This window comes from Paenibacillus sedimenti (assembly GCF_014534655.1).
Classification (GTDB): Bacteria; Bacillota; Bacilli; order Paenibacillales; family NBRC-103111; genus Paenibacillus_E; species Paenibacillus_E sedimenti.
The window spans coordinates 246,210-259,542 of the sequence record NZ_JACVVD010000001.1; the positions used below are offsets into that span (position 1 = coordinate 246,210).

General features: G+C 52.0%; 10 protein-coding genes. All 10 read left to right on the forward strand.

Annotated elements, in window-relative coordinates:
- The first annotated feature begins 14 nt into the window (after positions 1-14).
- The 10 genes from ICC18_RS00845 to ICC18_RS00890 all read left to right on the forward strand — a co-directional run bounded on the left by ICC18_RS00845 (position 15) and on the right by ICC18_RS00890 (position 13,302).
- The gene (locus tag ICC18_RS00845) at positions 15-917 is read left to right on the forward strand and encodes a sugar phosphate isomerase/epimerase family protein (protein ID WP_188172491.1); all 903 of its coding nucleotides are present in this window, start codon (positions 15-17) and stop codon (positions 915-917) included.
- Between the two features lie 21 nt (positions 918-938).
- The gene (locus ICC18_RS00850) at positions 939-2,033 is read left to right on the forward strand and encodes a fatty acid desaturase family protein (protein ID WP_188172492.1); all 1,095 of its coding nucleotides are present in this window, start codon (positions 939-941) and stop codon (positions 2,031-2,033) included.
- Entirely contained in the window at positions 2,030-2,347 is a 318-nt protein-coding gene (locus ICC18_RS00855) for a MocE family 2Fe-2S type ferredoxin (protein WP_188172493.1), read from the forward strand. The genes ICC18_RS00850 and ICC18_RS00855 overlap by 4 nt, the downstream gene beginning before the upstream one ends.
- A gap of 14 nt (positions 2,348-2,361) precedes the next feature.
- Positions 2,362-3,348, forward strand: a complete 987-nt coding sequence (locus ICC18_RS00860) for an aldo/keto reductase (protein ID WP_188172494.1) — start codon at positions 2,362-2,364, stop codon at positions 3,346-3,348.
- Positions 3,326-4,207: a creatininase family protein gene (locus tag ICC18_RS00865; protein ID WP_188172495.1), complete on the forward strand. Its 882-nt coding sequence runs from the start codon at positions 3,326-3,328 to the stop codon at positions 4,205-4,207. The genes ICC18_RS00860 and ICC18_RS00865 overlap by 23 nt, the downstream gene beginning before the upstream one ends.
- Before the next feature lie 353 nt (positions 4,208-4,560).
- A complete protein-coding gene (locus ICC18_RS00870) occupies positions 4,561-7,830 on the forward strand; it encodes an S-layer homology domain-containing protein (RefSeq protein WP_188172496.1) in 3,270 nt (1,089 codons plus the stop codon).
- Between the two features lie 180 nt (positions 7,831-8,010).
- Entirely contained in the window at positions 8,011-9,336 is a 1,326-nt protein-coding gene (locus tag ICC18_RS00875; RefSeq protein WP_188172497.1) for a Gfo/Idh/MocA family protein, read from the forward strand.
- Positions 9,329-11,320, forward strand: coding sequence for an alpha/beta hydrolase family protein (locus tag ICC18_RS00880; protein WP_188172498.1), 1,992 nt, complete (start codon positions 9,329-9,331; stop codon positions 11,318-11,320). The genes ICC18_RS00875 and ICC18_RS00880 overlap by 8 nt, the downstream gene beginning before the upstream one ends.
- A 54-nt stretch (positions 11,321-11,374) precedes the next feature.
- On the forward strand, positions 11,375-12,052 hold the full coding sequence (locus ICC18_RS00885) for an aspartate/glutamate racemase family protein (RefSeq protein WP_188172499.1): 678 nt from the start codon (positions 11,375-11,377) through the stop codon (positions 12,050-12,052).
- Positions 12,043-13,302: a ribulose-bisphosphate carboxylase large subunit family protein gene (locus ICC18_RS00890; RefSeq protein WP_188172500.1), complete on the forward strand. Its 1,260-nt coding sequence runs from the start codon at positions 12,043-12,045 to the stop codon at positions 13,300-13,302. Before ICC18_RS00885 ends, ICC18_RS00890 begins: the two co-directional genes overlap by 10 nt.
- Positions 13,303-13,333 lie beyond the last annotated feature (31 nt).

Below are 13,333 nucleotides of genomic sequence, written 5' to 3' on the forward strand. Positions count from 1 at the left end.
GGAGGAATTCACGTATGATCTCAGTCGGTATTTTTAACGGTTACTATCCTTATTCCCTGGAGGAAACGATTTCCCGCATCAAAAAAGACGGGTTTTCCTGCGTGCAGCTGGATCTGTCCTTCAAAGACATGGACCTTGCCTTCGAGTCGCTCACCAAGGAGAAATGCCACCATATTCGCGACGCGTTTCGGGATGCCAATTTGCCGATCGTCTGCATCTCCGGCTATACGAATATCATTCATCCGGACCCGAAGAAGCGGGAACAAAATTTGTTCGGTTTGAAAACATTGCTGAAGTTTGCGCGCGAATTGGGAAGTCCGTACGTTATCAGCGAGACGGGCACGTACAACACGGAAAGCGACTGGGTGTGGGATCCGAAGAATGGCACCGAGGAAGCATACGAGGAAATATGCAAGCAAATTGAAGAGCTTTCAAAATTCGCTTATGACCACGGATCGGTTTTCCTGGTGGAAAACTACGTAAATAACGTTATAGGCTCCGTCGACATGTTGGCCCGCTTATTTTCCGATGTGAATCATCCGGGTCTAGGTCTGCTGATGGATCCGACCAACTACTTCACGGACAGCAATATCGGCCATGTCGACGAAACGCTGAACCGCATCTTCAATACGCTCGGCGACAAAATCAAAATCGCGCACGCCAAAGACTGCAAGCCCGCCGTAGACACTTCAGAGAAACATGCTGAAATCGACGCGGTCGAATCGCACACATTCCGGGGCGCAGGCGCCGTGGAGCTTCCGGCTCCCGGCCTGGGGATTCTGAACTATGATTTATATTTGCAAAGACTATCGAAGCTGCATCCGAATATCCCGATTATTATCGAGCACCTGGATGAACAGGACATTCCGCGCGCGAAAAAATTCCTCGACGACAAATTGAAGAAAATCGGCGGGTAATGCAAGAAGGAGGTACTTGGCATGACTGCAAAATCGGAAAAACGGGATTACAGCATCACTGGTCCTGAGAATAAACGGGCGATCGAACGCGGACTGGCGGAAGCCGAGTGGTATACAAGCCCGATTCCCCGTCAGCGGATGAAAGAATTGATGAAACGGAAGGATGGTCCGGCCATTCGCGATACGATCATCTGGTTCGGCGGACTGTTTGTTTTAGGGTATCTTGCCTACCTTTCCTGGGGGACCTGGTGGGCAGTTCCCGCCTTTTTGGCGTATGGCATCCTCTACGCGACGCCGGGTGACTCCAGATGGCACGAGTGCGGGCACGGAACTGCTTTCAAGACACCTTGGATGAACGAGGTCGTTTATCAGATTGCATCCTTTTTCGTCCTGCGCTCGGCTACCCCTTGGCGTTGGAGCCACGCCCGCCATCATACCGACACGATCATCGTCGGACGAGATCCGGAAATCATTACAGAACGGCCACCTATCTGGAAAATCCTCATCATGCAAATTTTCCATTTGTATGGGGGACCCATCGAAATTAAACGATTCCTCCTGCATACGTTCGGCAAGCTGGATACGCAGGAAAATGAGTATATTCCTCCCTCGCAGCACCGTAAAACGTTCTGGGAAGCACGGGTTTACATGATCATTATCCTTGGGATCCTTGCAGCTTGCATCTATTCCGGAAGCATACTGCCCGCAATGTTCTTGTTTTTGCCCTCCTTTTACGGCGGCATCGTGGTCATCTTGTTTGGCATTACGCAGCATCTGGGTCTCTATGAAGACGTGCTCGATCATCGGCTGAATACCCGTACCGTTTATATGAATCCGATCCTGCGTTTTCTATACTGGAACATGAACTATCATACCGAGCACCATATGTTTCCCATGGTTCCCTACCACGCGCTGCCAAAGCTGCATGAAGAGATGAAAGCCGACTGTCCGGCGGCAAGACCGAATCTATGGGCTGCACTTAAGGAAGTTATAGGCGCTCTGAGGAAGCAAAAGCAAGATCCTTATTACGTCGTAGTAAAACCCTTGCCTGCAACGGCGCACCCTTACAGGTTCGGGCCCTTGCATGAATCCAAAGAATGGAGCGAACTGGGATGAGTCTTAGAGAATGGATCGAAGCCTGCAGCGCAGATGAAGTGGAAATGGAGGATGTCATCCGTTTTGATCATGGTGACCGGACTTTTGCGATCTACCGTACGGAAAAAGGCGACTACTATGCATCGGACGGTTATTGCACACATGAAAAGGTTCATTTGTCGGGTGGTTTGGTCATGGGTAATTTGATCGAATGTCCCAAGCATAACGGCCGTTTCGACATACCTACCGGTGCTGCCAAACGGGCGCCTGTATGCGTGGATTTAATAACGTACCCGGTAAAAGTAGAAGCGGGCAAAGTGTTTATCCAGATATGAGAGGAGATGATTATATGAAATACAATGCTTTCGGAAAATTGGGAGATTCCGTCTCCCGGCTCGGATTCGGAGCGATGGGGTTACAAGGCGTATTCGGCCATCATTCGGAAAAAGACCTGGTGCGATCGGTCCTGCACAGCTTGGAACGGGGCGTCAATTTCATCGATACCGCACGGAATTATGGAGAATCGGAGCGAATTCTGGGCCTTGCCTTGCGGGAGTGGAAGGGCGAGAGACCGTTTATCGCAACCAAAATTCAATCCAAGGGTCCGGGCAATATCGGCTGGGGCATCCCGATTCCGGTGAAGACCGCGTTTCCGCAAGGTTGGCTTCGTGAGAGCACGGAACTCTCGCTTCGACTGCTGGGCGTCGAGACCATCGATCTGATGCAGCTTCACCAATACTGGCCGCAGTGGGATCGCGTCGACTACTGGATGGATGAGCTGCTGCAGCTGAAGCAAGAAGGCAAAATCCGGGGCATCGGCATTTCGCTCCCCGATCAGCGGCATGATGTCGCGCTGACGCTCGTGCAGAGCGGAAAAATCGATTCGGTGCAGACGGTGTTCAATATCTTTGATCCGCAACCGCTCGATTGCCTTATCCCGTTCTGTCAGGAGAACAACGTGGCCTTAATCGCACGGTGCATTTTGGATGAAGGCGGATTAACGGGATTTCTGAAGGAAGATACCCGATTCGAAGAAGAGGATTTCCGCAAAACGTACTTCGAGAATTTGCCCCGCCACTTATACATGGAGCGCGTTAACCGGCTGCGGGAAGCCTTTATTCCGCAATATGCGCACTCTCTGGCGGAGCTGGCGATTAAATTCGTGCTTCACCACCCGGGCGTGACCACAGCCATCTCTTCGATGCATGTGCCGCAATATGCCGACGAGAACATCGCAGCGGTCGACCGGGAGCCGTTACCGGATGACGTATTTGAAAACATACGGCGTCACCACAGATGGGTGCGGAATTTCTATGAGACCAAGTACTTCATATAAGACGCTGTGGGCGGAACTGCTGCCCTTCGAGTTCAAGCAAAGATTGTCGGAATGCCCCGTCGTGTACTTGCCGCTCGGTCTCTGCGAGCCGCACGGGCAGATTAGCGCGTTCGGTCTCGATACGATTAAAGCGGAATGGCTGTGCCGGGAAGCAGCCCGGCAAGTTGGGGGCATCGTCGCCCCATCGATGGGCTACCATATCCATGAGACGGGCTACCATGCCCGTTGGCTGGAAGAGACGGTCGGGGAAGAAAATCCGCACATGACTTCTGTGCCCCCGGCGGTTTTCCTCTCGCTATTCTTATATCAATTGAGAGCATTTGTGCATGCAGGTTTTACAACCGTTGTCGTCGTATCAGGGCATAGCGGGGGGAATCAGCGGGATTTGCGGCATGCGGCTGACGTATTTATGAAATACGTTGCCGTGCAGGTCTGGGTCAAAAGCGATCCCGAGCTGGTGGAAGGCTTATACGAAGGCGACCATGCCGGGAAGTACGAAATCTCGCAGCTGATGTACGTTCGGCCTGATCTTATCGATTTGACGGCAAAGGATTATGAAGATGAGCCGGGGTCCGGTGGGCGTCTTGCCCTCGGATCCGATGCCGGTGAAGCGAGTCCTGAGCTAGGGAAGCAGATCATGGAGGCGTGCTTGAACCGGCTATGCGCCGAAGTTTCCCGAATGAAACGAGAAGCCGCCGCTGTCCGCACGCCAAGAATCTCCTATGACTTGATTGAAACGATCTTGCGTGAAGTGTTGCAAAACGCTGCGGATTGGGTGACGGCCAACCCTTGGCCTGGGCAGGACGAAGTGTCCCCGCATTCGCAATGGAAGCCGTATGAACGATATAGGATTCCGTAAACATAACTCGTTTGGTGGTGTCTCTACCATCATACGTCGAAGTTGCAGAGGTGCGTGGGGGTAGAAGCGTGTGCAATAACGATGTTTTTCATTCTTATAGGTGGGAATGGGGCAGGTTGAAGATACTCAATGAGGCTGTAACGAGGTATGCTGCCAGAACTCAGATGAATAAAATAACCTATAAAGTTGCACAAAAGCCCCTATATAACTTTCACTTTTTTATTATAAAGTTAGTCCATGGAAGCAAATGAATGATAGAGAGTGGGGCTGATTGGATTGAAAAAATAGGTATGTTTCGAACGAAATGTAAGCGTTTTACTGGAAGTGTCATCTTTAATCGGGAGGTGCGTGAAATGAGAAAAGAAATTGCTTTAATATTATCGTTTATGCTGTTCTGTTACTGCTTTTCTCCATTTGTCTATGCGGAAGAAGCGGCTTCAGCTTCACCAACAACTCCTACGACATCGGCAACGCCTTCGACGAAGCCTTCGGAAACGAAACCGGCAGCTTCTTCTGAGACGGTAACTTCAGACACATACTTGGCCGACCAGCTTAGTGATTTGAAGGGTCTCTCGAAGGACGACAAGAAGAAGATCAACGTTTTATTGAAAATGGACGCGATCGAGAAGGCGCAATCCGGCACTTTCGGTGTGGACGATCCAATAACTCGCGCCCAATTGGCGAAAACGGCGACGCTTGTTTTGGGATTAACGATCGATTCCATCGTTACGTTATCGACCTTTTCGGATATCCAATCGAACGATCCTGCACGTTCTTATATCGAAGCTTTAAAGAAAGCATCACTCACCTACGACACTGTCGACAACAAGTACAATCCGACCGGGGCGGTAACCCGTCAAGAGCTCGCTATGCTGCTGGTCAAGGGACTTGGCTTGGATGAAAAGGCTAAAGCGGCAGATCCAGTCAAGGATGAGACGGTGGAAACTGCCTATAAAAGCTATGTAGCCTATGCGCTGCAGCAAAAAATCATGACGAACCAGACTGGCGGCAAGTTCGGTGGCAATGTGCCCGTGACTAGAAAAACGCTGGCGCTCGCTGCCTATGAGGCTTTGAAGCTGCATACGACAACAGCGAAGCCGTCCAAAGTTTCCATTGCCGAATTGAAGGTGATCGGAAAGAACAAGTTATCGGTAAGACTGAACCGTGACATCGATATCGATAAGGCCGTACTGTCCGTGACGAAAGCAGGTTTCTTGGATTCCGACAACAAACCTGTGGAATTCGAACCGAACACCACGTGGTCTGACGACAACATGACAGCTACGCTCGAAATGAGCGATGATTTTGAATTCGCGCAATACCATGTCGTGCTGAGCGGAGTGGATGTTGCGAACGGAACGATGGCTTTTATGCCGGAGAATGAACGTGCCGCTAAAGTCGAATTCGTCACGGCTACCGATAAGCTCTCTTGGTCTAAAGCGCTTATCGAATACAAGGCTGTAAACCAGTATGGCGAGAATATGAAATTATCGCCTGGCAATATGAGTATCTATGTAGGTGCGCCAAAACGCGTCACATCGACCATTTTGGCCGACAGTAATGCGATTGTCCTCGATTTAAGCGATTTGACTCCGGACAGCACAATTTCAGTGAACCTGTTGGAAAAGAGCGGTTACATTTCCGTAGGCAAATCGTTTACCGTCGGCGATATTCCACAAGTGAAGAAAGTCGACTTGGGCGATACGAAAAGCAATCTGAAGCTCCCTGCCGGACAACTGGTATTTCAAGCCGGAGGGAGAGCGTACCTTACATTCAAAGCGTACGACCAGTACGGAAATCGCATCGTGGATACTAAGTATTTGAACATGGGAATATTCAAGAATTATGCCGGGGCTTGGGGAAATGTGTTTAGAACGGATGGGCCGAATGATTTCATAGATTTTGACAACGACGGTTATCCGGAATTGCAACTGGCGGCTTACCCGGATTTGGACAGCAACAAGGAAGTGACCGTGAAATTAATCTTTAATGGCGAAGAGGTGTCTCAGACGGTTACGGTAGCTACGCCGAAGTCACCTTATACGGTTGTCATCGGGCCGTTAACAACGCCATTGACGGAAGGTGACCAGAATAAAGAGATTGGACTCAAGGTCATCGACTCCGCAAATAAGGAGTTGGATTCAACCGAGATCGCGCCTCTTGAAATGGCCGGGAAAATTTCTGTATATGCAACAGGAGGGCTTGTTCTGGAAGCAGATCCGGCGACGCGAACCGACCCGAAAACAGGCCAGGTTCGAAACGTCGCGATCAATCTCAACGGAACCATTCGCGTAAAACAAGTCACGTCCGCAGGGCCTGCGACCATCAATGTACGAATAAACGGTTTGAATCAGACGGTAACCTATCCGCTCATGATCGAACCGGCACGCAAGCCTAATACCATAAAGCTGGATGAGGGGAATTCCGCCCGGAACATATTACTGATCAACACCTTAGAGAAGTCAAAGACCAATGCAGTGTTCAAAATTTACGATCAATTCGACGAGGCATACTCTACGAAAAAGGTCGATTACAAGGTTGAGATGAAGCTTGAAAAGATCAGCGGTGTTACGGGAGCTGTCTATACGACAGGAAACGTGGCGCTCAGCGATGCGAATCCGGTCGTACTGAAGGAGATAACGGATATCGTCAAATCTAACGGCGACGGTCAATCGATCACCTTCAAACCGAACCCGGGAATGAAAGGAACCTACAAATTGACCGCCACGCTGGTTCATCTCGATTCGAACGGGCAAATCCAGGAAAGGCTCAGCTCCGATTCGGTTGTGGTGGATGTCGACGATCAGAATAATCCGAATCTGACCTATGCGTTGGACATTAAATCGGGCGATCTCCTGGCGATTGGAAGAATTTTATACGATACCCAAAAAATCAATAGCGTTACGAACGCGGTTTATTTGTTCACATACTACTCGGCGCTTGCGAAAGACGTCAATGTTATTACGAAAGATGCTTTAGGTCTTGACACAGGGTTATCCGTTAAAGTCAGAGCGGTTACATCAGATAACCCGAAAGCAATGGCTTACAGCACCATTAAAGGTGTAGGGAAGATCATCGGCCTCGACAGCGGAAAATTCAACTTTACCGTTTATTTCGATACTCCGAACGGAGTTAAGTCGCTCACACAAAGTCTGGGATCCGGTGTTGACTCCATGTTTCCTTCCGGCATCAAGGCACAAGGCGGCGGCTCTCCAAAAACGATCAAAGACGGCACGTCGAAGCAGCTGAATGGTCTCTACCTATGGGATAAGACCTTAATTGGAGAATTGCGGGTGGAAACGAACAGTTACGGTACATTCATCAATATCTGCAAGAGCGCAGACAACAAAGAAGCAAAGTCTTGTGCCGAAGCCGTCACGAATCAGGACCAGATCAATCCCATCATGGACCTTATCGGTATGCAGGCGTTCATCGGCGATATCGTTTATAATGAGCTCGATCCTTCCAAACAGGATTCGGTCTCCATCAATCCCGAATTAACACTGAACTATACCCGCAATCCGAAGAGCAGTAATCCGGACCGAAACAACATCCAACAATTCACCATGTATCTCGTTGGCGGAACGCAAATGTTGAAGTACACCATTATCTTGGGCAACTAAAGTACACCACCAAAACCTTGAATTAAACGGTATCAAGCGTCCCTCCGGTTAAAAGCCGGCAGGGACGCTTTTTGCGGTGCCACATTTCAGAGGATTGACCTATAATCTCAGTCGTTTTCGCTAATGGTTTGCCGACGGCTTCTTTGTATACTTACGGTAGAAGCGAGGAGGGAGAACAACGTGGCGAGAAAAAGATACGTCATCTGCGGCGTCAGCACTAGGGCGAACGGCATGTTTATCCGTCCGATGCTGGACACGTTCCAGCAGCATTGCGAAATTGTCGGATTGCTCGATCCGGATCCGGGCCGTTTTGCGAATTGCTTTAAGAAATTTCCGGCGCTCACGGGAACCCCGGTTTATGCCCCGGATCAGTTCGAGCGGATGATTCAGGAAACGAAACCCGACGCAGTGATCGTCACAGGCGTGGATTATACCCATGCCGATTATATAGTGAAAGGTTTAGAGCACCATCTGGACGTCATTTCGGAGAAACCGATGGTGACCAACGGGGCGGATTGCAAGCGGGTTCTGGATGCGCAGAACTCCAGCAGAGGCAAACTGCACGTAGCCTTCAATTACCGGTATTCACCGATCCATACGAGAATCAAGGAATTGATTCTGGAAGGCAGAATTGGCAGAGTGACATCGGTCGATTTGAATTGGTACCTCGATACGTATCACGGCGCAAGCTACTTCAAAAGATGGAACCGCAAACGCAGCAATTCCGGCGGATTGTCGGTGCACAAGAGCACCCACCATTTTGACCTTATCAATTGGTGGATCGGCCAAAAACCATTGGAAGCGTTTGCATATGGGGCGCTCCACTATTTCGGTCCCAGTGGCGAGCTCAATCCCGCCAAGGAAGACGGCAGGCACTGCGGGACATGCAGGGTCAAGCAGAACTGCACGTATTTCATGCGGTGGTCATCACGGAGCAAGGAGATCGTCCCCCAAGACGACCATTTGACTACGATGGACGTCAAGCCGGGCAGCTTTACCGGGTACCGCCCGGACGGCTGTATTTTCGATTCGGAAATCGATATTGAAGATACGTATGCAGCGGTTGTCAAGTACGACAAGGGCGCGATGTTAAGCTATTCCGTTAATTTTTCGCTGCCTTACGAAGGGTATCGGCTTGCCATTAATGGGACGAAGGGCAGGATCGAAACCAAGGAAGTGATGTCCGGACGGGCGACCTTCCATGTACCTGAGCAAGCCATCGATTATTTCCCGCTATTCGGCGCCAAAGAAACGATCCATGTCGTACCGCGATCCGGAGGGCACGGAGGGGGAGACCCGCTCATTTTGGAAGATTTGTTCCTGGGCCCTGATCCGCTTCGTCCCTATGAAATTATGGCGGGTGCGGAAGCGGGGGCTCTAGCGGTGCTGACTGGGGAAGCGGTCTGGAAATCGGCGCATGCGAACCAACCTGTACGTTTGGCCGACCTGCTGGTTGATTCGGACCTGGCCGAAATGTCGAAAGGGGGAATATCTAACCGTGTTTGAAAAGTTTGAAAATGTCCAAATTGCCCATTTTGATGTCAAAAGCCAGCTGCCGAGATGGATTTACGAATCCGCCATGCGGGCGGCCGAGATGGGAGAACAGGCACGTGCGGCCATAGTAGACGTTGCCGACCTTGAACTGCGGCAGAAGGAACTTCGCGAAGGATTTGTCAACTGCCTCGGCGGCATGCCGCCTTCGGATACCCCGTTAAAGCCGCAAATTACCGGCACTATACCGGGAAATGGCTTTCGCGTTGAGAGAGTAATCTTCGAATCGAGACCTCACGTGTATGTGACAGCTAATCTATATATACCTGATGGGGTAACAGAGCCCCGTGGTGCGGTGCTGCTGCTGTGCGGGCACCGCGAGCAGGCGAAGCATTGCGACGAATATCAGACCGTGTGCCATTACTTGGTACATGCCGGTCTTATCGTTATGTCGCTCGATCCGTTAGGTCAGGGAGAGCGTTTTGGCTTCTACGATCCCGAGACGAAGCAGGCTCCGATGACGAGTGTGACGGAGCATGAAAATGTCGGCCGGCAATGCTTGCCGCTCGGCGACAGCTTGGCACGCTATATGCTGCACGATGCCGTGCGTGCGATCGATTATTTGTGTACGAGACGGGAAGTCGATCCGGAACGGATCGGGGTTACCGGCCATTCAGGAGGCGGCACGCAAACGTCGCTCCTTATGATGTACGACGAGCGCATCGCTGCAGCAGCGCCCGGCGGATTTATCATGAACCGGCCGTACTTCCTGCTAACCGGAAAAGCGCAGGACGCAGAGCAAAAATGGCCCGGTTTTTCCGCGCTCGGCTTCGATCATGAAGATATCGTGCTCGCGATGGCGCCCAGGCCGGTGCTCGTGCTCGCTACAACGTACGATTCCGTGCCCATCGAGGCTCCTCGTCATACGGTAGCTGTAAACCGGAGATTTTGGGACATGTACGGCAAAGGGGAACAACTGGATATTTTCGAGGATGAACATGTACACCGCTTTACGATCCCGCTCGCCCGTGCGGCGGCCGGCTTTTTTTCCAAGTATTTACTGGGAAGTGCGGTTGTGCCACCGGATGAAGTGATCCAACTGCTGCCTGCCGAGCAGCTCAGATGCACACAGAGCGGCCAAGTCATCGGCGAGTGTGCTTATGCCCGGAATGTACACGCCGAAACAGTTCAACGTCTGGCAGGATACGAAAAAGCTCGTCAATCACTGCCGGATGACGTGCGAAAAAGACAGGCACTGGCGTGGCTACGCAATGCCGTTTACTTCAATCGCAAGCCGTGCGATCTGAATCCGCGCCTTTCCGGAGGCGGAGAAGTGGAGCATCTGTGGGCGCTCCGGACGGTATGGTGGAGCCAGCGCGGATTGTTAAACAACGCTCTGCAATTTTTCGATTCGAAGCTTGCAGGCCGGAGACTGCCGGTTACGATTGCCGTATGGGACGGCGGAACGAGAGAGATCAATGCGCATGCAAAATGGATCGAAGAAACTTGCGCCTCCGGCCGCATTGCCATGGTGCTCAACCCGACGGGGATCGGTTCGCTTCTGCCATACTTGAATTCTCCCGAGGAGAGACCTTTTAAACGTTTCGGCATGATGGACCGCTATACCGATGAGTTGATGTGGCTCGGCGACAGTATGGCTGCCGTGCGCACATACGATGTTTTGCGGTCTGTAGAATTGGCAACGACCATGAAGAACATCGATGCAGAGGATATGGAGCTTTACGGCAGCGGACGGTACGCCTTATATGCCGAGCTCGCAGCTTTGCTCGATCCCCGCGTCCGGAACGTTCGTCTGGATAACCGCATGAGCAGTATTGCGGATTGGATCAGGGAACCTTTTTATGATGAAAATGATTCCCTCAGTTTTATTATCCCGGGAATGCTCCGATATTTCGATCTTCCGGATGCGGACGACTGGCTCTCACAAGAAGGCCGGTTAGGCGGTACCGTTCCGGTGATCAGCGATTCAGCAAGCTAAGCGAATGCTTCGGAAGCCAGTTTTCTGGCGAAAAACTCTAAGGGGGAGAAGGTTATGACAACAGTTGTTGCGGTTTATACCGGGCAAGGGCTCTCGGAACGCATTGGGCAGCTGTTTCGGGAGGAACTGCCGGGCTGCCGTCTCGTCAACATCATTGACGATAGTCTGATCGCCGACGCGATTCAGGCAGGTAAAGTGACTTCTGCGATCACCCGTCGGTTGGTCCAGTACTATCGGCACGCAGAAGAGATCGGAGCCGATATCATTTTCAATACGTGTTCGTCAGTAGGCGAAGTAGCGGATTGGGCACGGCCGCTGTTCGACACGCCGATCGTCAAGATCGACGATGCCATGGCGCGACTCGCGACCATGAAATTCGCGAAGATCGGCGTGCTGGCCACGCTGCCGACCACTTTGGAGCCGACCCGGCAGCTGCTGCTAAGAGAGGCCGAACGTCAGAATCGGAACGTCCGCGTACTGGACGCATTGGCGGAAGGGGCTTACCAGGCGCTAGTCGCGGGCCGACCGGAGGAGCATGATCGGCTTATTCGCGAAGCTGCCAAGTCGGTAGCCGAGACAGCGGATGTGCTCGTGCTGGCACAGGGCTCGATGGCGAGGATGGAGGATACTTTAAGCCGAGAAACCGGGCTTCCCGTGTATGCCAGTCCCCGACTCGGCATTATGGCTGTGCGAGAAGAATTACAAAGGCAGGGGAAATATCCATGTCCATGAATGACCAGATCATTGCGACATACTGGCTCGAAACCGCCTTTTCACTTGAACAGGCAAGTGAAATTATCGTGAGCGAGCAATCTACAGGGACGTTTATGCCGCTGCCGAACGAAACGGACAGCTTGAAGCAAAGGCACCGGGCCAGGATTTTGTCCGTCGAGCAGCTGGAAACCTCCGCGTTCCCTTCCTTGCCTGGAGCTAAGGTGCCTCCGAGCAGCAAGGGCGAATACCGCCGAGGCATCGTAAAGATCGCTTTTCCATATGCCAACATAGGTCCTTCCATTCCGAACTTGCTGGCGACAGTTGCAGGCAATCTTTATGAGCTGGAAGAATTGTCGGGGCTTCGGCTGCTCGATCTTGAACTTCCTCCGCAGTTTCGGGAGCGGTATGAGGGCCCGCGGTTCGGCATCTCCGGCACGCGGGAACTGACCGGCGTTCATGGTCGGCCTATTATCGGCACGATCATTAAACCGAACATCGGCTTGACGCCCGACCAGTTGCGGCTTATTGTCCGGGAATTGGCATCGTCCGGCATCGACTTTATCAAGGACGACGAAGTTCACGGAAACCCGCCGTATGCTCCGCTGCACGAACGCGTGAAAGTCGCCATGGAAGAAATCGAACGGGCTGCGGACCGGACCGGCAAAAAAACCATGTACGCGTTTAATATCACTGACGATGTTGATCCGATGCTGAGCCATCTTGAAACGGTCGTGAAATCCGGCGGCAACTGCGTCATGGTCAGCATCAACAGCGTCGGATTTGCGGGTCTCGCCCATCTTAGAAAGCACGCCCCCGTCTGTATTCATGGTCACCGCAACCAATGGGGCATGCTGTCGCGGTACCCGCAACTCGGCATGTCGTTTGCCGCTTATCAAAAATTGTGCCGGTTGGCCGGCGTCGATCAGCTGCATGTCAATGGGCTCAACAATAAGTTTTATGAAAGCAATGCATCCGTCATCGACAGCGTGCGCGACTGCTTAACGCCAATGTACGATCCATCCGACACGGTGCTTCCTGTGTTATCTTCGAAACAGTGGGCGGGAGCGGCGCCTGAAACGTACGGAACGCTTCGTACGGTCGATCTGATGAATATCGCCGGCGGCGGCATTCATGCGCATCCGGGCGGACCCGGCGCAGGCTTTCGCAGTCTTGTGCAAGGCTGGGAGGCGGCGCTGGCGGGAATTCCATTGGAAGTTCATGCCGGGAAACACCCGGAATTAAAGCAGGCTCTGGAAACTTTCGGCTAAAGCCGGAAGCGAGGGGGCGGAAGGCGGGAGA

Bases quoted from the DNA above. Each gene is read 5' to 3' on its own strand.
- ICC18_RS00845 (WP_188172491.1), top strand. From the start codon at position 15: ATGATCTCAGTCGGTATTTTTAACGGTTACTATCCTTATTCCCTGGAG.
- ICC18_RS00850 (WP_188172492.1), top strand. From the start codon at position 939: ATGACTGCAAAATCGGAAAAACGGGATTACAGCATCACTGGTCCTGAG.
- ICC18_RS00855 (WP_188172493.1), top strand. From the start codon at position 2,030: ATGAGTCTTAGAGAATGGATCGAAGCCTGCAGCGCAGATGAAGTGGAA.
- ICC18_RS00860 (WP_188172494.1), top strand. From the start codon at position 2,362: ATGAAATACAATGCTTTCGGAAAATTGGGAGATTCCGTCTCCCGGCTC.
- ICC18_RS00865 (WP_188172495.1), top strand. From the start codon at position 3,326: ATGAGACCAAGTACTTCATATAAGACGCTGTGGGCGGAACTGCTGCCC.
- ICC18_RS00870 (WP_188172496.1), top strand. From the start codon at position 4,561: ATGAGAAAAGAAATTGCTTTAATATTATCGTTTATGCTGTTCTGTTAC.
- ICC18_RS00885 (WP_188172499.1), top strand. From the start codon at position 11,375: ATGACAACAGTTGTTGCGGTTTATACCGGGCAAGGGCTCTCGGAACGC.
- ICC18_RS00890 (WP_188172500.1), top strand. From the start codon at position 12,043: ATGTCCATGAATGACCAGATCATTGCGACATACTGGCTCGAAACCGCC.